This window comes from Streptococcus sp. 4155 (genome assembly GCF_013276695.1).
Taxonomy (GTDB): Bacteria; Bacillota; Bacilli; order Lactobacillales; family Streptococcaceae; genus Streptococcus; species Streptococcus pseudopneumoniae.
The window spans coordinates 20,594-45,027 of record NZ_VMLM01000001.1 but is presented as its reverse complement, the minus strand read 5'-3'; the positions used below and the strand labels follow the sequence as shown (position 1 = coordinate 45,027).

The window sequence follows — 24,434 nt, the reverse complement described above, 5'->3', positions numbered from 1 at the left end:
TATGAAAACTCATTAAATAGAGATTACCTATTCTATATTCTTTCATCAAATGTAGTTTATTCTCAATTTTTATCTCTAATTAGTGGAGCTGTTGTGAAAAACTTGAATAGTGATAAAGTTGCTTCTATTCTAATCCCACTCCCACCCCTTCCTGAACAATCCAGAATCGTTGATAAAATCGAACAATTTTTCGCCCATATTGACGCACTAATTTAGTATAATAGTTTTACGTGCGGTGGAATTTCTATCAAACATAAGATAGGAGTTTTACGTTGAAAGAATTTGAATTACATTTGAAGAAAGCTGGTTTAGCTGAAAATACTGTGCGTTCGTACCTTTATGGTGTTCGATTTTTCTTGGAGAATTATGAACTCAAAATGGAAGATTTATTTGAATACAAGGGATATTTATTAGACAATTTTAAACCTAAAACTGTCAATTTGCGACTACAAGGAGTAAATAAATATCTGACTTTTATTGGTCATGATGATTTGAAATTAAAATTTGTCAAAGTACAGCAAAAACCGTTTTTAGAAGATGTCATTAGCTATGCTGATTACCTTTTTCTTAAACGTAGTTTGAAAAAAGATGGTATTTTAAAATGGCATTTTGTCGTTTGGTTTTTAGGTGCAACTGGGGCTCGTGTAAGTGAGCTTATTAAACTAAAAGTAGAGCATGTAGAAATCGGTTATTTTGACATTTACTCAAAAGGTGGTAAAATTCGTAGACTGTACATTCCTAAAAAATTAAGAAATAGTTGTCTTAGTTGGTTAGAATCAGAAAATCGCCGAAGTGGTTATTTATTTTTGAATAAATTTAATGAACCAATTACAGCAAGAGGAGTTGCTCAACAGTTAAAAAATTATGCTGATAAATACAAAATGAATCCTAAAGTAATTTACCCTCATTCTTTTAGACATTTATTTGCTAAGAATTTTTTATCGAAGTATAATGATATTGCCTTGCTTGCAGATTTGATGGGACACGAAAGTATAGAAACTACTCGAATTTATCTAAGGAAAACAGCTACTGAACAACAAAATATTGTAGATAAAATTGTTAATTGGTAAAAAAATAACAGGTGGTCAAATTGACCATCTGCTATTTTTTTGTGATTATGGCTCTTATTATCTGAATAACATTAAAATTGAAATAGATTTTCCAAGAAGATCAACTTGGTTGCTAGCTCCTTTAGAAAAAATTGTAACAACTATTTCAGCTAAGCCTTATCAAATAAAACAGTCTGAAATTGTAAAAGAGGGCAAGATTCCAGTAGTTAGTCAATCTAAAATATTAGTTGAAGGATTTTCTAATAATTTTTCTAAGATTCTAGACTATAAAACAAACGTTGTAATATTTGGTGACCATACAAGAAATCTTAAGATTATAGACTTCCCTTTTGTTGTTGGTGCAGACGGAGTAAAAATTCTGTCTCCAATTTGCTTATCTGCAAAATTTTTAAAATACCACTTAGACTATACGCTATTATTTGTTAGGAACAGGGGCTATGCTCGACATTATTCGTATCTAAAATCTAAAATAATAGGTATTCCTTCAGTTTTAGAACAAAAGAGAATTGTCGCTAAAATTGATTTACTTTTTCAAAAAGTTTCTCAGCTTTAGTAATTATTAATTTTTGTGTACGTATACCTGGAAAATTAATTATAGTTTGAGAAAATCTAGTTTTGTTTAATATAGGAATAGTGGTAGATGATGTATTGTTCTTGAATTGTTTTTGCATAAAATCAGACTGTATAGCTAAAAGTAAAAATTTTGAGTTGACAAAATTAAATACTTCTATGCCATGCATTTGTTGATTGAACGCTCCATCAACACGAACAATCCCAGCAATTCCAATATTTCCAATACCATTTATTAAAATAGAACCTGCTTTTATTTTTCTGGATTTTGTATTTCCTAGAACCGATAAATATTCAGTTGCATTGTATAGTTCTCCTTGTAATAAATCAGCAGGTTTATAGAATGGTATTTCGCCGCCGTAGTTTTCAGGGCTATTTTTAGATGGCGTGTTACCAGTACTAATTATTCCTATATAATTTAATGTTGTCTGTACCCAATTCATAGGTATCTTCCCATAATAAGAGTTATCATCTCCTTGGGAAACAATAGAAATGTCCAAATCTTTCTTTTTAATCTTGCCTTCTTCAAAGAGTTTTTGTTTTTCTGCTCGTATTTTTTCAAGTAAAACTTCGACTGATTCATCATTTGGGTCTTGTTCAACTAATTTTCCTTGCATAGCATATTGAAGAATAGATTTTTTTAGTTTATCTGGAAATTCTTTATCTAGCTGTTCGAGTCTATTATAACTTTTAGCGTACTCATCTACTCTTTCTAAAGCTGATTCGATTGCTTCTACTATTCGTTGTTGTTCGGATAGTGGAGGCAATAACATAGGAACTTCATATTTTAAAAATTTTATTGAAGCTAAATTTTTTATCGCTGAACCTATAGAATGCTCTTTTAGTGTATTAATCAAACTCGTAAACATCCATTTAAAATACTGTGAATCTATTATATCTGAGTTTAACGTAAGTTTTAATAATGCTTGATTTATAACTCCATTATAATAATTTGAAGGTATTTGAAAGATTTCTCCAATAGTACCTGCACAAGATATTAAAATATCTCCTGCTTTTATTGAAAAATTTTTTAAACGTATATAATCACTCTCTTTTAACCAATAGTCTCCATAATCTATAGTTTTTCTTATAGCATTACCTTGTTCATAAACCTTATATGTATGTTCTCCTTTCGGAACAAACATTGACTTTGTTATAGAACTACCAAAAGGACCTCTTTTTATTGAGCCGTCCTCTAATGCACAAATGTCTGGTAAATAAACTATGGCCCATCCTTTAGGTATATTATGTTTAAACTCTTTTATACTTCCATCAGCAAACTTCCCATAATGTTTCCCATCATCACCACGAAATATCTCAGTTTCCTTTTTATCTCGTTTGATTTTTCCTTCACTGATAAGTTTTTCTTTTTCAGCTTTAATTCTCTTTAATAATTCACTTGCAGGTTCGTCATTGGGATTTTGCGGCACTAATTTCCCTTCCATCGCTCTTTGGAGAATACTTGCCTTAAGTTGTTCTGGTGTCATTATTTGTCCTCCAACAACTGCAAAATATCAGCTAATACATTATCAATCTTATGATTTAAAGTTGCTCTTTCCGCTTGATAATTCTGAATCAACTCAAAGGGATTTAAGATTTCCTCTTCCTCTTTTGGAAAACCACACTGGTCTAAATTATAATTCAACTCAGCCAATTCACTAGGTGTAAATGATTTAGATTTGTAGAACTTACCTTCCAGAATCTCTTCACGATTTTCCCACCAGTCACGAACAGGATTGAAGTGCTCTGACTTCATCGGCTTAGTTTTCGAGAAATTTTTATAACCATCTGGCATATCTAAACGATAAAACCAAGTTTCTTCTGTTTTCTTTGTTTTATCAAAGAAAAGAATGTTCGTATGGATTCCTGTATACGGTGCAAAGACACTATGAGGCAACCTAATAATCGTATGCAAGTTGAACTCATCTACCAGTTTTTGTTTCAAGCGAGTTTTTACACCTTCACCAAATAGAAAACCATCAGGTAAAATAACTCCAACACGACCATTTTCTTTCAAACGATACATAATGACAGCCATAAATAAATCAGCTGTTTCAGAACTCCGTAATTCTGCTGGAAAGTTATTTTTTATTGTTTCTAATTCTGACCCTCCAAAAGGTGGATTCATCATAATAATGTCAAATTTTTCATCATCCGTATATTCACGAACATTTTTCTCTAAAGTATTTCCATGAACAATTTTAGGGTCATCAATTTCGTGAAGAAACAGATTTGTAACTGCTAAAAGATGAGGAAATGCTTTCTTTTCAATACCAAAAACAGCTGTATTATATTTTTTGGTATCTTCACTAGTTTTACGTTGACTACTTAAACGGTTCAGAGTCGAAGTCAAGAAGCCTCCTGTTCCGCAAGCAAGGTCTGCCATTGATTCTCCAAGTTTTGGGTTAAGAACTTCGGCAATAAAATCAGTCGCTGCACGTGGCGTATAAAATTCTCCTGAGTTCCCAGCATTTTGAATATCTTTAAGAATTTTTTCGTAAATATCATTAAACGAATGACGATCTTCAGGGCTATTGAAATCAACTTCATCAATAACATTGATGACTTGGCGTAACAAGACGCCATTTTTCATATAGTTGTTCGCATCTTCAAAAGCTGATTTAACAATCGTTTTTCGAATAGGCATAATTGAAGTTATTTCAAGCTCTTTCAACTCTTTGAATAACTTGTTATTGACAAAATCAAGTAATTCATCGCCTGTCAATACCCGCTCTCCATTTTGAGCATGAGCCCAATTCCGCCATTTTAATTCCTCTGGGATAATTGACTCATACTCGTCTTCTTCTAATTCCCAAACCATTTCACGGCTATCATAAATTTTTAAGAATAATAACCAAGACATTTGCTCAATACGTTGAGCATCACCATTAACACCAGCATCGTTTCGAGTGATATCTTGAATTCTTTTTACAAATGATGTAATTGACATACTTTCCTTTCATTAAGCTACTGTAAATAGCTCTTTCTCCAATTCTTTAATTGCTTGTAAATATCGTTTTTTATCTCCAAAATAAGTATTGATGATTTTGAAGGTTCCACCATATATCTGAAATTCTGGAAGTTTTAATGTTTCAATGCTTTCGAGTTCTCCAATACCTTTATCCATGTATTTGTCCAGTAAAATTTCCAAAACAGCACGCGCTTCCTCACTATATTTATATAAATATCCGCTTTGTTTGAGTTTATTGATACGTTCCGTTTTGGTTAATTCTTTTTGACCATAGGCAAGTTTTAGGAGTAAATCAAAATCATCGATTTCTTGTTCTGATATTCCCTCCGACTCTCGAATAGCATCTAGATAAACTCCTTTTTTATAAAGTTCGTCTAAGATAAGCTTCTTTTTATCCGCCGTATGCCAAACTGTGATAAAATCGTTCAAAGTGGCGTAGCTACCTAAGATATTCTTCCGAGTGTAGTCGGTCAGGCTTTCGGTAATCAGTTTCCCGTTTTCATCCAATACTTGAACAGTAGAATTAAGAATGGTAACCTGCTTGTCTGTAACGATATATTTTTCTACTGGGTCACCACCTTCGTTTACAAAACCAGGTGTAGTACCATTGTTTGTTTTTGCGCCCGTTTCCAGAACCTTCACTGGTTCACCATCAAAATCAGGGTCAGCAAACAAATTGGTAACATTTCGAAAATCAATAATCGTAAAAAATTCTTTCCCCTTTTGAGGATAAAGACGTGTGCCACGACCAATAATTTGTTTAAATTCAGTCATGGATTGGATATTAGAGTCTAAAACAATCAAACGACATGTTTTAGCATTAACTCCTGTCGTTAATAATTTAGACGTTGTTACAATAGCGGGAAAATTAGAATTGACATCCATAAAGTTATCCAGTTGAGCTTTTCCTTCAGCGTTGTCACCAGTTACTTGCATGACATAACGATAGTCTTCTTGGACTAAGTCTAGATTCTCTTTTACAAGTGCAGCACGCATTCGCTCGGCATGGTCAATATCAACACAAAAAACAATTGTTTTATCAAATCGTGCATTGTTTTGCTTCATATAATCAGAAACAAACTTGGCAACTCTTTGCGTTCTATCATCAATGACAATGGTTTTGTCAAAATCTTTCCTGCCGTAGTACCTATCTTCTATTAATTGTCCGTTAGCATCAACTTTTCCAGTTTCTGGACGATAACCATCCACATCCACATCTAAATTAATCCTCATAACACGATATGGAGCCAAAAAACCATCCTCGATTCCCTGTTTTAAACTATAAGTATAGATTGGCTCACCAAAGTATTCCGTATTGGAAGCATTCTTGGTTTCTTTAGGAGTAGCGGTCATCCCAATCTGTGTCGCAGAACTGAAATAATCAATCACCTTACGCCAGTTACTGTCTTCCTTAGCTGAGCCACGGTGCGCTTCATCAATTATGACTAAATCAAAGAAGTCTTTGTCAAACTTTTGATAATGTGTTTCAGTTCCATCTTCACCAGTTAGTTGCTGATAAAGCCCTAGATAAATTTCAAAAGAATTTAATTTTTCTGGAGCAGTCAAAAGTTTTGGTGTAATTTTCGTCATTATCTTTTCGAATGGCTTAAAGTCTTCAGCCATCGTTTGGTCTACTAAGATGTTTCTATCTGCTAAGAATAAAACTCGTTTAGCCAAACCAGCTTTTCGAAGGCGATGAATAATTTGAAAAGCCATGAACGTTTTCCCCGTTCCTGTTGCCATCACAAACATTACTCGTTTTTGTCCTCTGGCAACTGTTTCAATAGTACGGTTGATAGCTATTTGCTGATAATAGCGTGGCGTTTTCATTGAGAAGGCGTCTGTATAGTATGGAGTTGAGATAGCTTCTGTAATTTCGTACGTCAATCCTTTTTCCTTCGTCATACGAGAAAATAATTCTTCACGAGTAGGGAATTCGTCTAACTCCAACTCACGTTCTTCTCTCGTGATACGGTCGTGTTCAATAAAGCCATCACCATTCGAAGAATAAACAAATGGAACATCTAAAATCTCTCCATATTCAATAGCTTGTTGTAATCCTGCTCGAACGCTGTGTTTATTATCCTTTGCCTCAACAATTGCAATTCGAGTTCCAAATTGGTAATACAGTGAATAGTCTGATTTTTTTCCTTCTTTACGACGAGCCTTATCTCCTCTAACTTCAATTCGACCATCAGTGAAGTATTCTTCGTAAGCGATATGTTCACCATTTTTCCATCCTTTGGATACAATAGCAGGAGTGATGAAATTTGCTTTAATATCCTCCTCACTCATTTCTTTCTTAGACTTTATAAACTCAACCATATTGAACCCTCCGCATTCTAAAAATCTACTTCTCCATAAAATAAACTATCAGAACAAATTATACTTCTATTATATCACACTTATAAAAATACTCTGCTAAATTGTTGAAAATAAGTATGCAATATATTTTCGCATCGCGTCAGATTATCTCCGCATAACACCGCTATTTTTCACTGTTTTCGGCAGGCAACTTATTATCATTCTATAAGCACTTTCAGTCGGGCTGGTGAGCTATTTTTCAAAAATAAATAATCACATTTAAACATTTTGAAAGTATAAAATATCTACATCAGCCGTTCAAAAACTGGCGTAAATTTTGCTATAATATTTTAGTTTAAATAAAGATTTTTTTATGTCAAAAGGATTTTAACAATGCGGATGCTTCCTATTTTACTTCTCTTTTTAGCTCTACTACCGTTTTTCTCAAAGTTTGTCACTGGAGGTAGTTCTTTCAGTTGGAAAGTGTTTTTGATTTTCATAATAGATTGGGTTTTATTGATAGTTTTTGCGGTTCAGATTTCTTATATTTTTTGGAGATTGAGTCAAAAATGGAAAGAATTATCTAATAAATAACGCTAGGCATGTTTTCTAATTTTGGGGTAAGACAATGAATAGCAGAGTAGAATTTCGGATTTTCACCATTGTTGATTTGGACAAGGAAGAAGAGTATTTGCATGAGATGCATTTGAAAGGTTGGAGATATAGAACGGGTCGTTTTGGTTTGTTCTATCTTGACCAATGTCAACCAGACGATGTCATCTACCGTATCTATGATTCTAGATTTCTTAAAAAATATAAGCATGAACTGCAAGATTTTAGAAATAGAGGTTGGGAATTGATAGGAGCAGGTTTTTGTTCGATTCTTCGTAAATCGGCTTCTGATATACTTTCAGAGGATCAAGTCTATATGAGTAATAATCTCAGGTGGGAAGTTATGCGATATAGACTTCGTTCATGTGCAGCTACTTTCTTAGGAGGTTTTGTTGTTTGTATGAGTTTGTTTCGGGAAGAACTGTCGCAATCTTTCTTTGTCATTTTTGCTCTATATGCCTTTATGATTTCTTATCTAATCCATGGTTTTTTTAGACTTAAAAGGAAATACCAAGTAGATGGAAGGTAAGGTTCTAGGTCTTCAGACTGATTTTTAGCACTCTTGATAAAAGAGTGCTAATTTTTTGAGTTTTTGTCTTGACATTCTCTTTTAAGGGTGTATAATAGAATCATAAGTTAGCACTTGAGTGCATCGAGTGCTAATCGATCAGACAGAGAGGAGTGATGAGATGGTTACAGAGCGTCAGCAGGATATTTTAAATCTGATTATTGACATCTTTACCAAAACGCACGAACCTGTCGGATCCAAAGCCTTGCAAGAGTCTATTAACTCTAGCAGTGCTACCATTCGTAATGACATGGCGGCTCTAGAAAAGCAAGGTTTGCTTGAGAAGGCTCATACTTCAAGTGGTCGGATGCCAAGTGTTGCTGGTTTTCAGTACTATGTGAAACACTCACTGGATTTTGACCGACTAGCTGAAAATGAGGTATATGAGATTGTCAAAGCCTTTGATCAGGAATTCTTCAAATTGGAGGATATTCTGCAAGAGGCTGCTAATCTACTGACAGACTTGAGTGGCTGTACGGTAGTGGCACTGGATGTTGAGCCCAGCAGGCAGTGGTTGACAGCCTTTGATATCGTTGTTTTGGGGCAACATACAGCCTTGGCAGTATTTACCCTAGACGAGTCGCGAACGGTTACCAGTCAGTTTCTGATTCCAAGGAACTTCTTGCAGGAAGATTTGCTGAAACTGAAGGCAATCATTCGAGAACGTTTCCTCGGTCACACTGTTCTAGATATTCACTACAAGATTCGGACGGAGATTCCGCAGATTATCCAGCGATACTTTACAACAACGGACAATGTCATTGATCTCTTTGAACACATCTTTAAGGAAATGTTCAACGAAAACATTGTGGTGGCGGGCAAGGTCAATCTCTTGAATTTTGCCAATCTGGCAGCTTATCAGTTCTTTGACCAACCGCAAAAGGTGGCTCTGGAGATTCGTGAGGGATTGCGTGAAGATCAGATGCAAAATGTCTGTGTTGCAGACAGTCAAGAGTCCTGTCTAGCTGACCTAGCGGTGATTAGTAGCAAGTTCCTCATTCCTTATCGGGGAGTTGGAATTCTAGCCATTATCGGTCCAGTCAATCTGGATTACCAACAGCTAATCAACCAAGTCAATGTGGTCAACCGTGTTTTGACCATGAAGTTGACAGATTTTTACCGCTACCTCAGCAGTAATCATTACGAAGTACACTAAGATTGAAATCATTAAAGGAGGCGAACATGGCCCAAGATATAAAAAAGGAAGAAGTAGAAGAAGTTCAAGAAGAGGAAGTTGTGGAAACAGCTGAAGAAACAACTCCTGAAAAGTCTGAGTTGGACTTGGCAAATGAACGTGCAGATGAGTTCGAAAACAAATATCTTCGCGCTCATGCAGAAATGCAAAATATCCAACGCCGTGCCAATGAAGAACGTCAAAACTTGCAACGTTATCGTAGCCAGGACTTGGCAAAAGCAATCTTACCATCTCTTGACAACCTTGAGCGTGCACTTGCAGTTGAAGGTTTGACAGATGATGTGAAGAAGGGCTTGGGGATGGTGCAAGAAAGCTTGATTCACTCTTTGAAAGAAGAAGGAATTGAAGAAATCGCAGCAGATGGCGAATTTGACCATAACTACCATATGGCCATCCAAACTCTCCCAGCAGACGATGAACACCCAGCAGATACCATCGCCCAAGTTTTCCAAAAAGGCTACAAACTCCATGACCGCATCCTACGCCCAGCAATGGTAGTGGTGTATAACTAAGATACAAAGCCCGTAAAAAGCTCGCAGTAAAAATAGGAGATTGACGAAGTGTTCGATGAACACAAGAAAATCTATCTTTTTTACTCAGAGCTTAGGGCGTGTTCGATTCGGCAATTCTGACGGTAGCTAAAGCAACTCGTCAGAAAACGGCAATCGCTATGGCATTTGCCTAGCCTCCTTATTAACTCGTCGTCGAAATAAAATCGATTTCGACTTCTCGTGTCGCAATTTACATAATAGAAAACTTGTCCGAAACGACAATAAACTATGAAGAAAGATAAGAGGCAAGCCGGAGGCTTGCAAGGAAGATATTTCCCGCCGTGGTAAAAGTTTCAGTAGCTTTTGCTACTGAAACAGGGGATTTTTGAGACAATAGGCTCAAAAATAAGTGATGAAATCCCGAAGGGAGTTGCTCACGTCCCCACTACTTAAGGGAAATATCAAAAAGAAAATTAACTAACAAGGAGAAAAACACATGTCTAAAATTATCGGTATTGACTTAGGTACAACAAACTCAGCAGTAGCAGTTCTTGAAGGAACTGAAAGTAAAATCATCGCAAACCCAGAAGGAAACCGCACAACTCCATCTGTAGTCTCATTCAAAAACGGAGAAATCATTGTTGGTGACGCTGCGAAACGTCAAGCAGTTACAAACCCAGATACAGTTATCTCTATCAAATCTAAAATGGGAACTTCTGAAAAAGTTTCTGCTAATGGAAAAGAATACACTCCACAAGAAATCTCAGCTATGATTCTTCAATACTTGAAAGGATACGCTGAAGACTATCTTGGTGAAAAAGTAACCAAAGCAGTTATCACAGTTCCTGCTTACTTCAACGACGCTCAACGTCAAGCAACAAAAGACGCTGGTAAAATTGCTGGTCTTGAAGTAGAACGTATTGTTAACGAACCAACTGCAGCAGCTCTTGCTTATGGTTTGGACAAGACTGACAAAGAAGAAAAAATCTTGGTATTTGACCTTGGTGGTGGTACATTCGACGTCTCTATCCTTGAATTGGGTGACGGTGTCTTCGACGTATTGTCAACTGCAGGGGACAACAAACTTGGTGGTGACGACTTTGACCAAAAAATCATTGACCACTTGGTAGCAGAATTCAAGAAAGAAAACGGTATTGACTTGTCTACTGACAAGATGGCAATGCAACGTTTGAAAGATGCAGCTGAAAAAGCGAAGAAAGACCTTTCTGGTGTAACTTCAACTCAAATCAGCTTGCCATTTATCACTGCAGGTGAAGCTGGCCCTCTTCACTTGGAAATGACTTTGACTCGTGCGAAATTTGACGATTTGACTCGTGACCTTGTAGAACGTACAAAAGTTCCAGTTCGTCAAGCCCTTTCGGATGCAGGTTTGAGCTTGTCAGAAATCGACGAAGTTATCCTTGTTGGTGGTTCAACTCGTATCCCTGCCGTTGTTGAAGCTGTTAAAGCTGAAACTGGTAAAGAACCAAACAAATCAGTAAACCCTGACGAAGTAGTTGCTATGGGTGCGGCTATCCAAGGTGGTGTGATTACTGGTGATGTCAAAGACGTTGTCCTTCTTGACGTAACACCATTGTCACTTGGTATCGAAACAATGGGTGGAGTCTTCACAAAACTCATCGACCGCAATACAACAATCCCAACATCTAAATCACAAGTCTTCTCAACTGCGGCAGACAACCAACCAGCCGTTGATATCCACGTTCTTCAAGGTGAACGCCCAATGGCAGCAGATAACAAGACTCTTGGACGTTTCCAATTGACAGATATCCCAGCTGCACCTCGTGGAATTCCTCAAATCGAAGTAACATTTGATATCGACAAGAACGGTATCGTGTCTGTTAAAGCTAAAGACCTTGGAACTCAAAAAGAACAAACAATTGTCATCCAATCAAACTCAGGTTTGACTGACGAAGAAATTGACCGCATGATGAAAGATGCAGAAGCTAACGCTGAAGCAGATAAGAAACGTAAAGAAGAAGTTGACCTTCGTAACGAAGTAGACCAAGCGATCTTTGCGACTGAAAAGACAATCAAGGAAACTGAAGGCAAAGGATTCGACGCAGAACGTGACGCTGCCCAATCTGCCCTTGATGACCTTAAAAAAGCTCAAGAAGACAACAACTTGGACGATATGAAAGCAAAACTTGAAGCATTGAACGAAAAAGCTCAAGGACTTGCTGTTAAACTCTACGAACAAGCAGCAGCAGCGCAACAAGCTCAAGCAGGAGCAGAAGGCACACAAGCAACAGGAAACGCAGGCGATGACGTCGTAGACGGAGAGTTTACTGAAAAGTAAGATGAGTGTATTGGCTGAAGAATATCTAAAAAATACACGAAAAGTTTATAATGATTTCTGTAATAAAGCTGATAGTTATGAGTCTGCAAAAGATTTTATAGATAATATTCCAGCAGTATATTTGGCTAGGTATAAAGCAATTATTTTAGCTGAGCATGAAAGTTGTGTTAAAAATGATGAGGCGGTAAGGAATTTTGTTACTTCAGTATTGTTGTCAGCGCTAGTATCAGCACTAGTATCAGCAACCATACAAAAACCAGAATTTATAATATCGTTTATAATGGGCATGATTTGGGTTGTCGGTGTATTCCTTCTAATCTATTGGAATTTTATATCAAATACTAAGAAGAGACAAAAATATATAAATATTTCTGTACTTATAGGATATTTAAAATCAAAATAAAGTTAATTTACTTATTTGCAGAGGTTGCAACCCAGCCTCTGTTTTTCGATAAAAAGGGACGGAATATCATTTGTTTGGGTTTTGTCTCATCAATATGAAAGAAAGGAACAAATGTGTTCAGGGAATTGAACACGGGTTCCCAAATTTCTTACTTAATATAACAGAAAGGAATTGAACCCGACCTAAATTCTCGGAAAAAAGATAAATCTGTCTAGGAGCATCGCTCCAGCGTCAGATTTCCTATTTTTCAGTCGAATTTTACGGTCTTGGTATCTTGTATGAACAATACTGAATTTTATGATCGTCTGGGGGTGTCAAAAAACGCTTCGGCAGACGAGATCAAAAAGGCTTATCGTAAGCTTTCGAAAAAATATCACCCAGATATCAATAAGGAGCCTGGTGCTGAGGAAAAGTACAAGGAAGTTCAAGAAGCCTATGAGACTTTGAGTGACGACCAAAAACGGGCTGCCTATGACCAATATGGTGCTGCAGGCGCCAATGGTGGATTTGGAGGCTTCGGTGGTGGAGCTGGCGGTTTCAATGGGGCAGGTGGCTTCGGTGGTTTTGAGGACATTTTCTCAAGTTTCTTCGGCGGAGGCGGTGCTTCACGCAATCCAAATGCTCCTCGCCAAGGGGATGACCTCCAGTATCGTGTGAACTTGACCTTTGAAGAAGCTATTTTTGGAGCTGAAAAAGAAGTTAAATACAACCGTGAAGCAAGCTGTCGTACATGTAATGGCTCAGGTGCTAAGCCAGGAACCAGTCCAGTCACTTGTGGACGCTGTCATGGTGCTGGTGTCATTAACGTCGATACGCAGACTCCGCTTGGTATGATGCGTCGTCAAGTAACCTGTGATGTCTGTCACGGTCGCGGAAAAGAAATCAAAGATCCATGTACAACCTGTCACGGAACAGGGCATGAAAAACAAGATCATAGCGTACATGTCAAAATTCCTGCTGGTGTGGAAACTGGTCAACAAATTCGCCTAGCTGGTCAAGGTGAAGCTGGATTTAACGGTGGACCTTATGGTGACTTGTACGTGGTTGTTTCTGTGGAAGCCAGCGATAAGTTTGAACGTGAAGGAACTACTATCTTCTACAATCTCAACCTCAACTTTGTCCAAGCAGCTCTTGGTGACACAGTAGATATTCCAACTGTTCACGGTGATGTTGAATTGGTTGTCCCAGAGGGAACTCAGACTGGTAAGAAATTCCGCCTACGTGGCAAAGGAGCTCCGAGTCTTCGTGGTGGTGCAGTTGGTGACCAATATGTTACCGTTAATGTCGTAACACCAACAGGCTTGAACGATCGTCAAAAAGCAGCCTTGAAAGAATTTGCAGCTGCTGGTGATTTAAAAGTCAATCCAAAGAAAAAGGGCTTCTTTGACCATATTAAAGATGCCTTTGAAGGAGAATAATACTCTTCGAAAATCAAATTCAAACCACGTCAGCGTTGCCTTGCCGTACTCAAGTANNTTTCATTGAGTATAAACAAAAAGAGCCGAGTGGCTCTTTTTGTTTATAGATTTTTTAAGACTTTCCTTAAGTAATGACGGACGGTAGCGATCTTCTTCGAAGTTCCATACCTAAACTTTGAGCCTAGGTCTCAAAGTTTCCGGACGAGTCTGAGACAAAAAGATTTTGATTTCAGGAATTCTTTATTATAAATTTTAAAAATCGATAGATTAGATAAAAAAGCGAACAAGACAGAATTCTGAGTGTCAGATAACTCGTTTTGTTCGCTTTTTATATTGAAGATTAGACTTTTATCCCAGACTCGTTTTCAGTACGGCGGAAAATCTTCGATTTAGTTGTGAAATGGTGAATGATACTCTTTAAAAATCTCCTCAAACCACGTCAGCGTCGGCTTGTCTACAACCTCAAAACTGTGTTTTGAGCAGCCTGCGCCTAGCTTTCTAGTTTGCTCTTTGATTTTTATTGAGTATGAGTTGCCTAAATTATGATGTATAGTTGATGGGATATAACTTGTTTACGTTTTAAAAAAGAGCCGACTGGCTCTTTTTACTTATCTTCGATTTCCTGTGTTTCTTTAATCACAGCTAGTCTAGTCTGGATATCCTTTTCCAAGACCTTAAACTTGTAAGTCAGGTCTTCTTGATATTCCTTGATGAGTTCTTTTTGCTGGTCAATGATTTGTAGGCTGTTTTGGATAATATCCACATCGTCCTTGATAGCTTGAACGCGGTCAGTGGTATTCAAGACTTCATCTGTGATGGTTTGGCGATTTTTTGTGAGCAGATAACTTCCAGCTGCAGCTCCTGCAAATAGCAATAGATTGGATAATTTCATGGCAACTCCTTAGGCATTTTTGATGGTTTCAGCGACTTGAGCGAGTTTGTCAAAGTCTGGTTCGTGGGCGATAAAATCAATCTTAAGGTCATCGTCCGCACTGTAGCGAGGTACGAGGTGAACATGGGTATGAAAGACGGTTTGACCTGCGACTTCTTCACAGTTAGCAATGATATTCATACCAGTAGCCTTGGTAGCTTTCATGACTTTTTGAGCTACTTTTGGTACTTGGGCAAAGAGTTGGCTGGCGCTAGTAGCATCCATTTCTAAAAGATTACGATAGTGTTCTTTTGGCACGACCAAGGTGTGTCCTGGTGTCACTTGAGAGATATCAAGAAAGGCAAGAACCTGCTCATCTTCATATACTTTTGAAGCAGGAATTTCCCCTGCGATGATTTTACAAAAAATGCAATCTGACATAAAATCTACCTCTACTGTACTGAATTTTGATATAATATAGCTACATTATACCAGATTTGGAGAAAATATGTTAGAAATTAAAAACCTGACAGGTGGCTATGTTCATGTCCCTGTTTTGAAAGATGTGTCTTTTACTGTTGAAAGTGGGCAGTTGGTCGGTTTGATTGGTCTCAATGGTGCTGGAAAATCGACGACCATCAATGAAATTATCGGTCTGTTGACACCTTATAGTGGCTCCATCAATATCAATGGCCTGACCCTGCAAGAAGATGCGACAAGTTACCGCAAGCAAATTGGCTACATTCCTGAGACACCTAGCTTGTATGAGGAATTGACCCTCAGAGAGCATATCGAAACGGTTGCCATGGCTTATGGTATTGAGCAAGATCTTGCTTTTGATCGAGTAGAACCTTTGTTAAAAATGTTCCGTCTGGACCAGAAATTAGACTGGTTCCCTGTTCATTTTTCAAAAGGGATGAAGCAGAAGGTCATGATTATCTGTGCTTTTGTGGTGGATCCAAGTCTTTTCATCGTGGATGAGCCTTTCCTTGGTCTTGACCCGTTGGCTATTGCGGACTTGATTCAGCTTTTGGAAGTGGAAAAGCAAAAAGGCAAGTCTATTCTCATGAGTACCCACGTGCTGGATTCAGCGGAAAAGATGTGTGATGCTTTTGTCATTCTTCACAAAGGGGAAGTGCGTGCTAAGGGAAATCTCCTGCAACTGCGCGAAGCCTTTAACATGCCTGAGGCTAGTTTGAATGATATTTACTTGGCTCTGACCAAAGAGGAGGACCTATGAAAGACTTGTTTTTAAAGAGAAAGCAGGCTTTTCGTAAGGAGTGTCTTGGTTATCTACGTTATGTTCTCAATGACCACTTTGTCTTGTTCCTGCTTGTCCTGCTGGGCTTTCTAGCCTACCAGTACAGTCAACTCTTGCAAGATTTTCCTGAAAATCATTGGCCCATCCTTTTGTTTGTAGGAATTACCTCTGTTTTACTGTTGCTTTGGGGTGGAATTGCCACCTATATGGAGGCTCCAGACAAGCTCTTTCTCTTAGTTGGAGAAGAGGAAATCAAGCTCCATCTCAAGCGTCAAACTGGCATTTCCCTAGTCTTTTGGCTCTTTGTACAGACCCTTTTCTTGCTTTTATTTGCGCCCTTATTTTTAGCCATGGGTTATGGCTTGCCTGTCTTCCTAATCTATGTGCTTTTGTTTGGGTTAGGTAAATATTTCCTCTTTCGTCAAAAGGCCAGCAAATTTTTCACTGAAACTGGACTGAACTGGGACTATGTCATTTCCCAAGAAAGCAAGCGCAAACAAGTCTTGCTTCGTTTCTTTGCCCTCTTTACGCAGGTAAAGGGAATTTCAAACAGCGTCAAGCGTCGTGCCTATCTGGACTTTATCCTAAAGGTTGTTCAGAAGGTGCCTGGGAAGATTTGGCAAAATCTCTATCTTCGTTCTTATTTGCGAAATGGAGATCTCTTTGCGCTCAGTCTCCGTCTGCTCCTACTTTCCTTGCTGGCGCAGGTCTTTATCGAGCAAGCTTGGATTGCGACAGCAGTGGTAGTTCTCTTTAACTACCTCTTGCTCTTCCAGTTGCTGGCCCTCTATCATGCCTTTGACTACCAGTATTTGACTCAACTCTTTCCACTGGACAAGGGGCAAAAGGAAAAAGGCTTGCAGGCGGTAGTCCGAGGATTGACCAGTTTTGTTTTACTTGTGGAATTAGTTGTCGGGTTGATTACCTTCCAAGAAAAACTAGCCCTTCTAGCCTTGCTGGGTGCAGGTTTGGTTTTACAAGTCTTGTATTTGCCTTATCAGGTAAAACGTCAGATGCAGGACTAACATTGCCTATATGACACTAAAAAAGAAGTTGAGTTCAGTTTGCCTCAACTTCTTTTATTTTCTACAAGATAATGGTTGGCCCGTAGAGGCTCAACTTGGTCTTGACTTGGTCAAAGTGGAAGCGGTCATAGGCCCGCCAAGCGGCACGAGTAGGAGCATCTGGATCGAGAGCGCTGAGTCCCATGAGAAGACTGGAAGTCTGGTAAAATTTTTCCAGTTCAATCAAGACTCGATTATCCACTGTCTCAGCCTTTGCTAGAAAGCCAAGAATAGAGTTTAATTGCTCCTGAAAGCGGACGTCGTCAGCGGTTGCCTGTCTGCATGCTTGGTAGGCTTTGTTTAAGTCAGTTATCAGTGCCTGAGCAGTTTTAATTGGGTCTGTCATTTACGTGACCTCCTATATAATTTATGTTTTAAGGTAAGGGATTGTGTAAATCTCCTAGTGAGGCACCTATATTATTAGCAACATTGCCAACTATGTTGCCCCAATCAATGATACATTTACCATTATCAAGATTAGCTTTATTATATGAATATCCATTTCTACATAGTACATTATCGCTAATCATATGAAACGGAGAATACCATCCATATGGAATACTACCGCCATTTATATGAGAAAGTTCGATTGATGTTAATTGTTTTGTTTTATTTGACTTGGCCATAATTTTCTCCTTGTTATATTTACGTCAATTGCAATAGAGTATATTTATAGGGTGTTAATCATGGTGGATGTGAATAAATCATATGCACCCCTCCTTTTTTGATGATTTTTAAAGTTGTTGCAAACATAGTCTTTCTATAATCATAGTCTATCACTTTTATCTCCTTTTTCACCATCAAATCTTTAATTGTCCTTGAAATTTCCTGAATGGTACTGTTAAGATTTTATGATAAAATAGTTGTAAGCTCATCATGATGTTGTAGAAAAATAGTCCTTTTAGGAGTTTTCAAAGACTGTTTAGGATTGGGTGCGCTTGTGTGAGAACTTTTCTGTTATTCTTTTCTTAGGAGGAGAATCCAATGAAACATATGATTATTCAGACACAGAAAACAGTTTATAAAGTAAACATCGACGATGTCTACTATATCCAAACACATCCAACTAAAGCCCATACTGTACAGATTGTTACAGAAGAAGCTAGTTTTAATATGGTTCAAAATTTAAGTGATCTTGAGAACCAATATGGGGAAACCTTGATGAGATGTCATCGAAATTGTTTGGTCAATCTTGATAAAGTAAAATCGATTGATTTTCAAGAAAGAATCCTTTTTCTTGGAGAAGAAGGTCAATACGCTGTCAAGTATGCCAGACGTCGCTATAGAGAAATTCGTCAAAAATGGTTGAAAGAAGGAGAGTAAGAAGATGAGAATATTTGTTTTAGAAGATGATTTTTCCCAACAGACTAGGATTGAAACGACGATTGAGAAACTTTTGAAAGCACATCATATCATTCCTAGCTCTTTTGAGGTATTTGGCAAGCCGGACCAACTGCTGGCAGAGGTGCATGAGAAGGGGGGCCATCAGCTATTCTTTTTGGATATTGAGATTCGAAATGAGGAGATGAAGGGTCTAGAGGTGGCTAGAAAGATTCGGGATCGAGACCCCTATGCCCTGATTGTCTTTGTGACGACTCACTCAGAGTTTATGCCCCTGTCCTTTCGCTACCAAGTGTCTGCTCTGGACTATATTGATAAGGCCTTGTCAGCAGAGGAGTTTGAATCTCGGATCGAGACAGCCCTCCTCTATGCCAATAGTCAAGATAGTAAAAGTCTGGCGGAAGATTGCTTTTACTTTAAATCAAAATTTGCCCAATTTCAGTATCCTTTTAAAGAGGTTTACTATCTCGAAACGTCGCCCAGAGCCCATCGTGTTATTCTTTATACCAAGACAGACAGGCTGGAATTTACAGCGAGTTTAGAGGAGGTTTTTAAGCAGGAACCCCGTCTCTTGCAGTGCCACCGCTCTTTTCTCATCAATCCTGCAAATGTGGTGCATTTGGATAAGAAAGAAAAACTCCTTTTCTTTCCCAATGGTGGAAGTTGTCTGATCGCGCGTTATAAGGTCAGGGAAGTGTCTGAGGCTATTAATAACTTACACTGAACTAGGAGAGTTTATGAATATTGTTTGGATATTATTGCATACACTCATTACTAATGGGCTAGAAATTGTCATTTTCTTTAAGGTAGATGGAATTAATCTTACTTTCGAGAGGATTTTTAAAGCCTTTCTTTTGAAGATACTGTTGGCCTTTGTTTTTGTAATGATTGGCTATATGGTAGGAAATGTTTACCTATCTTATTTTATGGAACCCTTGTACGGCATATGCTTGTCTTTCTTATTGTTAAGAGGGCTTCCTAAAAAACTCCTTTTCTTTTATGGTCTCTTTCCAATGATATTGGTGAATCTCTTTTATAGAGGAGTCTCCTATTTTGTGCTTCCATTTTTGGGACAAGGGCAAGTATATGATGGCTACTCATTTACTGGGTTATGTATAATAATTTTCAATTTCTTCATTTCTCTAGCCTTTTTGAAATGGTTGGACTATGATTTTACTAGTTTGAGAAGGGAGATTCTCGATACAGGTTTTCAAAAGTCCCTGACTAAGATTAACTGGATAATGGGGGCTTACTATTTGGTGATACAAAGTCTGTCTTACTTTGAATATGAGCAAGGTATTCAATCAACGACTGTTCGCCATCTCATCCTAGTGTTCTACCTCCTATTTTTTATGGGGGTTATCAAGAAATTGGATACCTATTTGAAGGACAAACTCCATGATAGACTGAACCAAGAGCAGGCCTTGCGCTATAGAGATATGGAACGCTATAGTCGGCATATAGAGGAGCTTTACAAGGAAGTACGGAGTTTTCGCCATGACTACACCAACCTCTTGACTAGTTTACGTCTGGGTATTGAAGAGGAGGATATGGAGCAGATAAAAGAGGTCTACGGCTCCGTCTTAAAAGATTCCAGTCAGAAATTGCAGGACAATAAATATGACCTTGGGCGATTGTTGAATGTTCGGGACCGCGCCCTCAAAAGTCTCCTAGCAGGGAAATTTCTAAAAGCTAGAGAAAAGAACATTGTCTTTAATGTTGAAGTTCCTGAGGAGATTCAGGTTGAGGGGATGAGCCTACTTGATTTTCTAACCATTGTGTCTATCCTTTGTGATAATGCTATTGAAGCCAGTGCAGAGACTAGTCAACCTCATGTTTCAATTGCCTTTTTTAAAAATGGAGCACAGGAGACCTTTATCATTGAAAACTCCATCAAAAAAGAGAGCATAGATATTTCTGAAATCTTCTCCTTTGGAGCCAGTTCTAAAGGGGAGGATAGAGGAGTTGGTCTCTATACCGTTATGAAGCTTGTGGAAAGTTATCCCAATGCTAGTCTCAATACTACCTGTCAAGATCAAGTCTTTCGTCAGGTGCTTACTATGATACCTACAGAATGATGAAAAAAATAAGACCGAGAGTTCTTGTTACTCGGTCTTATTTTTTATAGTTGTATTGGATGATGAAGTCCTTTCGTATTGTTATGCTTAATTATATTAAGGCTGTATAAGATATCTTCCCACAGTCCTCCACCTGTAATTTGGTTGAGTTCGGTAGTTGTTAGTTCTTGAAATGAAGTTAGGTTTTGTTTCTTATCCATGTTATGATTCTCCTTTTTGATAAGATAATAAATAGTTATAGAGTGTTATCTGAAAATTAATCAGAATGGGTTAAAATTTTATCTTTGAAATAATCAAAATATGTTTTCTTTGCAGTTACACTAGTGACGCGACCTTGTAAGCCATATTGGATGAGTTTACTATCCTCATTAGATAGTTTTGCAAGAGCGGTTAATTTAAAGAGATTACCTTGCTCTGTTCTGGTAGGAGTTTGATCAATTGTCTGAAGTTGACCGATAATGGTGGTGCCGTGATTTCCAATCTTCTCCAGTTTTAATCTTACAGTTTGTCCTTTATCTAGTAGAGGTAGATAGTCAGAAGATACGTAGTAAGTGATTAGTATTTCTCTTGTATCTGTGATGACAGGGAATATTTGAGCAATTTCTGTACCAGTTGGAATTCTATTTTTACCTTCAAATTCACTGTTTAAGTGAATGATACCTTTACTTGGGGCGGTTAAGGTATTGTTTTCTAAGCGCTGTGTCGCTTGATCTAGTTGTACTGTTAATTCTGTTAATTGATTCTCCACGGTTAGTTGTTGCTGTGAGGCTGTCTGTAAAAATTGAGTACGGAGTACTTCAATTTTGGTTGCTAAACTATTATCATAAGTTGCTACACTTCCGATACCAGCTTGCTGAATTTTGAGGCTTGCGATAGATGATTCAAGACCTGCAATACTTTGATTAATTTGAGATAAAAATGGCTCCTCTGCAGTTCCTTGTGTTTGTCCTTGTGAGGCTACAAGATAACGATTCAAAATTGACTGGTGCGGATTGCCAGTTGGTAAGCGTGCTCTGTTATTTATGATAGCATCTCTCAACTCTTGATATTCTCCAATTTGTTGTTGAACTTTTGTAATTTCTTGTTCGATGGCTGATGAACTGCTATTGGCAAGATTAGCTTGATTTGAAACTTCGGTGTTAGTCTTTGTGATACCTAGTTCAATATCATGGGATTGTTTAGTAAAATTCCTAAAGGTATTATGGTAGCCAAATTCATCCTCGCCAGAAAAAAGATCAGTCGCTTTTTCTAAGCTTTGTTTCAAAATTCCAAGTCCTTCTTTTTGCTTCTCAAGTCTTTGTAATTGAGTTTTTAAGGCAGTTTTCTGACTTTCTTCCATTGTTTCAGAGTATTTGATGAGTAAGTCACCTTTTTCAACTACTTGATTTGCCACTAAATGATTAGCTAGGATAGGATTATCACTTGTTGACTGAATAGATGCAATGACACTTGTAGGGGCGATTTCTCCTTGGGAAGTAACAGTAATTTCTTTTGTGGCAACAAGGGAGAAAATCAAGATGAAAGTAAATAGTAATGAAAGAGGTATAATTAACATTGTCGCATAGTTATGGTAACGTCTCTGATAAAACTCGACGCTTCTAAAAAGATTAGGATTCATGACATTCTCCTTATTTATTGAATAGATGATGGTAGAAGCCTTGCGCCTGCATTAACTCTTGGTGACTACCCACTTCAATGATTTTCCCTTGGTCAAGAACAATGACACGGTTAGTCCGTTCGGCTATACTGAGACGATGGGCTACAAAGAGAATGGTTTTATCAGTTAGGGACATAAGATTATCTATAACTTTTTTCTCAGTCAAGACATCAAGACCGCTAGTAGCTTCATCTAGTATTAAAACAGGAGCTTTAGTTAAAAGAGCACGAGCGAGAGCGATTCGTTGCTTTTGTCCTCCTGATAGACCAGCTCCATCAGAGAGCTGAGTTTGATAGCCCATAGGCATTCTTTCAATGTCTTGACGGATTTCAGCTAATTCACAAGCTCTTAGAATATCTTCTTGACTAATCATATGATTACCGCCCAAGGTTAAATTTTCCAAAATAGAGCCATTAAATATATAGGCTTGTTGGGGTAGGTAATTAATATGACGGCGCAAGACTTTTTTATCAATGTTTTTAATATCCTGATGATTGATAGAAATATGTCCTTTGTAGGGTTCAAAGAAATTGACAATCATTTTGGCTAAAGTTGTTTTACCAGAACCACTGACTCCAACTAGGCTAACCTTATCTCCTTGTTTAATCGTGAGATTAATATCTGTTAAGGTATCTCGTCCAAAACCATACTTATAAGAAAGGTCATCAAATTCAATATCGCCCATCAAAAAATGTGAATGAACAGGGTTTTCTTGAACTTGAAATTCAGATTCGACTAAATAGACCTCGTTCAAGCGGTTATTAGCGACCTTCGCAGATTGGAGTTTGGTTTGGAGGTTGATAATATTTTCCATAGGAGTTGTAAAGTAAGAAAGAAGTGTGTTAAAGGTAATCAACTGACCGATAGAAATTTTACTCGACATGACTAATTGAGCGCCAAACCATAGGATAAGGATATTCAGAACTAATTTTGTTCCCTGCTTTAAACTCGTTTGTAAAATAGAATATTTACTGAGCTTAAAGGATTTTTCTAAATAATCTACAAATTCGCTGTCTATATTTTGATAGCGATTTTCTTCACTCGTGAGCGACTTTATAGTTTCAATCCCGTTGATATCTTCAATGATGGCAGAGCTAACCATAGAATTACTTTGCATGACATCATGGTTCATTTTTTCGAAAGGCTTCATAAAAGAAAAGATGATGAACATGTATATAGGAATAGAAATAAGAGAAAGAAGGAAGAGATTAGGGTTTTGTGCCAGTAAGACGCCTCCTACAAGAATCAGAATAGAAACATCCAGAAAAAGAGATAGAATGGTAGAAGCCAAGGCATCTATAATAGAGTTAGCATCTGTGAACCGTGAAATGATTTCTCCTGTACGACGTGTCGCAAAGAAAGACATAGGAAGTTCAAAAATATGGCGAATATAGGATAAAATCACATCAATGCTTAATCTCTGACTCAGAACGGTTAGGAGATAATCTCTGGAGAAACCCATGACTTGTTGGAGGATATAGGTGATAACCAGACCAACTGAGATGATTCCTAAAGTTGATTTCATCTGATTTGGGATGTATTCATCCAAGATTCCTTGGAGATAATAAGAACCACCGATATTGATAATCGTGACCAATAAGCTTGAGAGAACAATGTAAGCAATGAGAGATTTTTGTTTGAAAATCAGAGGAAGGAAGCTTAGTAGACCATTCTTTTTATCTTTATGGGGTTGATAGCTGGGTTTGGGAGCTAGAAAAATAGCTACTCCAGTCCATTCAGAGAAAAAGCGTTCTTTTGACATTTTAGTGATTTTTACAGAAGGGTCAGGATCACCAATAATCAGATAGTCTTTCTTTGTTTGATAGACAACATAGTAATGTTGGAGTTTTCCTTCTTTGTTAACGTGAACGATAAATGGATAGGGGACATCACTCATGTCAAAGAGCGTTTTATCTGCTTGAACAGGTCTTGTTTCAAAGCCCATTTCATCAGCGGCTTTTACAATGCCAAGAGCAGTCGTTCCTTCTTTATTGGTCTTTGCAAGTTCTCTCAAGTGAGCTAGAGAAAAATCTGAACCATAGAATTTAGCAATCGAGGCTAAGGCAGCAACACCGCAGTCTCTCGCATCTATTTGAGGAACAAATGTACGTTTATAAGAAGTCATTGGCAATTCCTTTCATATAGTGGATAGGTCTATTATGCCATAAAAATAAGTTCATATTTTATGAAATCTTGAATAGTCATTGAAACTTCCTGAATGGTAAAAAAGTGATTAGAAA

General features: G+C 37.6%; 23 protein-coding genes and 1 pseudogene. 14 read left to right on the top strand and 10 right to left on the bottom strand.

Features of this window, described 5'->3' with window-relative positions:
• From HT715_RS00255 to HT715_RS00245, 3 genes and pseudogenes are all read left to right on the top strand, one after another.
• A pseudogene (locus HT715_RS00255) lies at positions 1 to 183 on the top strand (restriction endonuclease subunit S); the annotation flags it as partial.
• Between the two features lie 89 nt (positions 184 to 272).
• Positions 273 to 1,070, top strand: a complete 798-nt coding sequence (gene psrA, locus HT715_RS00250; RefSeq protein ID WP_000657448.1) for a tyrosine-type DNA invertase PsrA — start codon at positions 273 to 275, stop codon at positions 1,068 to 1,070.
• Positions 1,057 to 1,623 (top strand): restriction endonuclease subunit S, encoded by a 567-nt coding sequence (locus HT715_RS00245; protein WP_226372480.1) that lies wholly within the window; start codon positions 1,057 to 1,059, stop codon positions 1,621 to 1,623. Before psrA ends, HT715_RS00245 begins: the two co-directional genes overlap by 14 nt.
• Here the strand turns inward: HT715_RS00245 and HT715_RS00240 are convergent.
• Genes HT715_RS00240 through HT715_RS00230 form a run of 3 tightly spaced genes read right to left on the bottom strand, consistent with a single transcriptional unit; the run spans position 1,583 to position 6,936 of the window.
• Entirely contained in the window at positions 1,583 to 3,127 is a 1,545-nt protein-coding gene (locus HT715_RS00240) for a restriction endonuclease subunit S (RefSeq protein WP_166735423.1), read from the bottom strand. The genes HT715_RS00245 and HT715_RS00240 overlap by 41 nt on opposite strands.
• Entirely contained in the window at positions 3,127 to 4,590 is a 1,464-nt protein-coding gene (locus HT715_RS00235) for a class I SAM-dependent DNA methyltransferase (protein ID WP_000029036.1), read from the bottom strand. Before HT715_RS00235 ends, HT715_RS00240 begins: the two co-directional genes overlap by 1 nt.
• 12 nt (positions 4,591 to 4,602) lie before the next feature.
• Positions 4,603 to 6,936 carry a DEAD/DEAH box helicase family protein gene (locus HT715_RS00230; protein ID WP_138701054.1) on the bottom strand — a complete coding sequence of 778 codons (2,334 nt, stop codon included), beginning with the start codon at positions 6,934 to 6,936 and terminating at the stop codon, positions 4,603 to 4,605.
• Between the two features lie 607 nt (positions 6,937 to 7,543).
• On the opposite strand from HT715_RS00230, the gene HT715_RS00225 reads away from it, so the two are divergent.
• From HT715_RS00225 to dnaJ, 6 genes are all read left to right on the top strand, one after another.
• A complete protein-coding gene (locus HT715_RS00225; RefSeq protein ID WP_023932562.1) occupies positions 7,544 to 8,056 on the top strand; it encodes a DUF2812 domain-containing protein in 513 nt (170 codons plus the stop codon).
• Between the two features lie 160 nt (positions 8,057 to 8,216).
• A complete protein-coding gene (hrcA, locus tag HT715_RS00220; RefSeq protein WP_000255760.1) occupies positions 8,217 to 9,251 on the top strand; it encodes a heat-inducible transcriptional repressor HrcA in 1,035 nt (344 codons plus the stop codon).
• 26 nt (positions 9,252 to 9,277) lie between these two features.
• Positions 9,278 to 9,802: a nucleotide exchange factor GrpE gene (grpE, locus tag HT715_RS00215; RefSeq protein ID WP_000046024.1), complete on the top strand. Its 525-nt coding sequence runs from the start codon at positions 9,278 to 9,280 to the stop codon at positions 9,800 to 9,802.
• Between the two features lie 475 nt (positions 9,803 to 10,277).
• The gene (dnaK, locus tag HT715_RS00210) at positions 10,278 to 12,101 is read left to right on the top strand and encodes a molecular chaperone DnaK (RefSeq protein ID WP_000034669.1); all 1,824 of its coding nucleotides are present in this window, start codon (positions 10,278 to 10,280) and stop codon (positions 12,099 to 12,101) included.
• 1 nt (position 12,102) lies between these two features.
• Positions 12,103 to 12,504 carry a tRNA (guanine-N7)-methyltransferase gene (locus tag HT715_RS00205; protein ID WP_172922779.1) on the top strand — a complete coding sequence of 134 codons (402 nt, stop codon included), beginning with the start codon at positions 12,103 to 12,105 and terminating at the stop codon, positions 12,502 to 12,504.
• A gap of 278 nt (positions 12,505 to 12,782) precedes the next feature.
• Positions 12,783 to 13,922, top strand: coding sequence for a molecular chaperone DnaJ (dnaJ, locus tag HT715_RS00200; protein ID WP_014017330.1), 1,140 nt, complete (start codon positions 12,783 to 12,785; stop codon positions 13,920 to 13,922).
• 604 nt (positions 13,923 to 14,526) lie between these two features.
• Here dnaJ and HT715_RS00195 read toward each other — a convergent pair.
• Complete coding sequence (locus tag HT715_RS00195) at positions 14,527 to 14,814, bottom strand: hypothetical protein (RefSeq protein WP_000777749.1); 288 nt, start codon at positions 14,812 to 14,814, stop codon at positions 14,527 to 14,529.
• Between the two features lie 9 nt (positions 14,815 to 14,823).
• Positions 14,824 to 15,234 (bottom strand): HIT family protein, encoded by a 411-nt coding sequence (locus tag HT715_RS00190; protein ID WP_001278321.1) that lies wholly within the window; start codon positions 15,232 to 15,234, stop codon positions 14,824 to 14,826.
• 67 nt (positions 15,235 to 15,301) lie between these two features.
• On the opposite strand from HT715_RS00190, the gene HT715_RS00185 reads away from it, so the two are divergent.
• On the top strand, positions 15,302 to 16,033 hold the full coding sequence (locus tag HT715_RS00185) for an ABC transporter ATP-binding protein (protein ID WP_000889950.1): 732 nt from the start codon (positions 15,302 to 15,304) through the stop codon (positions 16,031 to 16,033).
• Positions 16,030 to 17,079 carry an ABC transporter permease gene (locus HT715_RS00180; RefSeq protein WP_000653756.1) on the top strand — a complete coding sequence of 350 codons (1,050 nt, stop codon included), beginning with the start codon at positions 16,030 to 16,032 and terminating at the stop codon, positions 17,077 to 17,079. The genes HT715_RS00185 and HT715_RS00180 overlap by 4 nt, the downstream gene beginning before the upstream one ends.
• 61 nt (positions 17,080 to 17,140) lie before the next feature.
• Here the strand turns inward: HT715_RS00180 and HT715_RS00175 are convergent, their stop codons facing one another.
• Both HT715_RS00175 and HT715_RS00170 read right to left on the bottom strand, forming a co-directional pair.
• Entirely contained in the window at positions 17,141 to 17,464 is a 324-nt protein-coding gene (locus tag HT715_RS00175) for a hypothetical protein (protein ID WP_000131861.1), read from the bottom strand.
• 28 nt (positions 17,465 to 17,492) lie between these two features.
• Positions 17,493 to 17,744, bottom strand: a complete 252-nt coding sequence (locus HT715_RS00170; RefSeq protein WP_001130045.1) for a hypothetical protein — start codon at positions 17,742 to 17,744, stop codon at positions 17,493 to 17,495.
• 358 nt (positions 17,745 to 18,102) lie between these two features.
• Here HT715_RS00170 and HT715_RS00165 point away from each other — a divergent pair, with 358 nt between their 5' ends.
• Genes HT715_RS00165 through HT715_RS00155 form a run of 3 tightly spaced genes read left to right on the top strand, consistent with a single transcriptional unit; the run spans position 18,103 to position 20,537 of the window.
• Positions 18,103 to 18,441 carry a LytTR family DNA-binding domain-containing protein gene (locus HT715_RS00165; RefSeq protein ID WP_000682127.1) on the top strand — a complete coding sequence of 113 codons (339 nt, stop codon included), beginning with the start codon at positions 18,103 to 18,105 and terminating at the stop codon, positions 18,439 to 18,441.
• 4 nt (positions 18,442 to 18,445) lie between these two features.
• A complete protein-coding gene (locus tag HT715_RS00160) occupies positions 18,446 to 19,183 on the top strand; it encodes a response regulator transcription factor (protein WP_001219128.1) in 738 nt (245 codons plus the stop codon).
• A gap of 13 nt (positions 19,184 to 19,196) precedes the next feature.
• Complete coding sequence (locus tag HT715_RS00155; RefSeq protein WP_001028650.1) at positions 19,197 to 20,537, top strand: sensor histidine kinase; 1,341 nt, start codon at positions 19,197 to 19,199, stop codon at positions 20,535 to 20,537.
• Positions 20,538 to 20,581: 44 nt separating this feature from the next.
• Here HT715_RS00155 and blpC read toward each other — a convergent pair whose 3' ends face one another.
• Genes blpC through blpA form a run of 3 tightly spaced genes read right to left on the bottom strand, consistent with a single transcriptional unit; the run spans position 20,582 to position 24,319 of the window.
• Positions 20,582 to 20,737, bottom strand: coding sequence for a quorum-sensing system pheromone BlpC (blpC, locus tag HT715_RS00150; RefSeq protein WP_000358814.1), 156 nt, complete (start codon positions 20,735 to 20,737; stop codon positions 20,582 to 20,584).
• A gap of 56 nt (positions 20,738 to 20,793) precedes the next feature.
• The gene (locus tag HT715_RS00145) at positions 20,794 to 22,155 is read right to left on the bottom strand and encodes a bacteriocin secretion accessory protein (RefSeq protein WP_001069059.1); all 1,362 of its coding nucleotides are present in this window, start codon (positions 22,153 to 22,155) and stop codon (positions 20,794 to 20,796) included.
• Positions 22,156 to 22,165: 10 nt separating this feature from the next.
• Complete coding sequence (blpA, locus tag HT715_RS00140; RefSeq protein WP_054393000.1) at positions 22,166 to 24,319, bottom strand: peptide cleavage/export ABC transporter BlpA; 2,154 nt, start codon at positions 24,317 to 24,319, stop codon at positions 22,166 to 22,168.
• Between the last annotated feature and the right edge of the window lie 115 nt (positions 24,320 to 24,434).

Coding starts and splice junctions, on each gene's coding strand:
- HT715_RS00155 (WP_001028650.1), top strand. CDS start 19,197: ATGAATATTGTTTGGATATTATTGCATACACTCATTACTAATGGGCTA.
- grpE (WP_000046024.1), top strand. CDS start 9,278: ATGGCCCAAGATATAAAAAAGGAAGAAGTAGAAGAAGTTCAAGAAGAG.
- HT715_RS00160 (WP_001219128.1), top strand. CDS start 18,446: ATGAGAATATTTGTTTTAGAAGATGATTTTTCCCAACAGACTAGGATT.
- HT715_RS00165 (WP_000682127.1), top strand. CDS start 18,103: ATGAAACATATGATTATTCAGACACAGAAAACAGTTTATAAAGTAAAC.
- blpC (WP_000358814.1), bottom strand. CDS start 20,737: ATGGATAAGAAACAAAACCTAACTTCATTTCAAGAACTAACAACTACC.
- HT715_RS00230 (WP_138701054.1), bottom strand. CDS start 6,936: ATGGTTGAGTTTATAAAGTCTAAGAAAGAAATGAGTGAGGAGGATATT.
- dnaK (WP_000034669.1), top strand. CDS start 10,278: ATGTCTAAAATTATCGGTATTGACTTAGGTACAACAAACTCAGCAGTA.
- HT715_RS00240 (WP_166735423.1), bottom strand. CDS start 3,127: ATGACACCAGAACAACTTAAGGCAAGTATTCTCCAAAGAGCGATGGAA.
- HT715_RS00145 (WP_001069059.1), bottom strand. CDS start 22,155: ATGAATCCTAATCTTTTTAGAAGCGTCGAGTTTTATCAGAGACGTTAC.
- HT715_RS00225 (WP_023932562.1), top strand. CDS start 7,544: ATGAATAGCAGAGTAGAATTTCGGATTTTCACCATTGTTGATTTGGAC.
- blpA (WP_054393000.1), bottom strand. CDS start 24,319: ATGACTTCTTATAAACGTACATTTGTTCCTCAAATAGATGCGAGAGAC.
- HT715_RS00170 (WP_001130045.1), bottom strand. CDS start 17,744: ATGGCCAAGTCAAATAAAACAAAACAATTAACATCAATCGAACTTTCT.
- HT715_RS00235 (WP_000029036.1), bottom strand. CDS start 4,590: ATGTCAATTACATCATTTGTAAAAAGAATTCAAGATATCACTCGAAAC.
- HT715_RS00195 (WP_000777749.1), bottom strand. CDS start 14,814: ATGAAATTATCCAATCTATTGCTATTTGCAGGAGCTGCAGCTGGAAGT.
- HT715_RS00185 (WP_000889950.1), top strand. CDS start 15,302: ATGTTAGAAATTAAAAACCTGACAGGTGGCTATGTTCATGTCCCTGTT.
- hrcA (WP_000255760.1), top strand. CDS start 8,217: ATGGTTACAGAGCGTCAGCAGGATATTTTAAATCTGATTATTGACATC.
- HT715_RS00190 (WP_001278321.1), bottom strand. CDS start 15,234: ATGTCAGATTGCATTTTTTGTAAAATCATCGCAGGGGAAATTCCTGCT.
- dnaJ (WP_014017330.1), top strand. CDS start 12,783: ATGAACAATACTGAATTTTATGATCGTCTGGGGGTGTCAAAAAACGCT.
- HT715_RS00205 (WP_172922779.1), top strand. CDS start 12,103: ATGAGTGTATTGGCTGAAGAATATCTAAAAAATACACGAAAAGTTTAT.
- HT715_RS00180 (WP_000653756.1), top strand. CDS start 16,030: ATGAAAGACTTGTTTTTAAAGAGAAAGCAGGCTTTTCGTAAGGAGTGT.
- HT715_RS00175 (WP_000131861.1), bottom strand. CDS start 17,464: ATGACAGACCCAATTAAAACTGCTCAGGCACTGATAACTGACTTAAAC.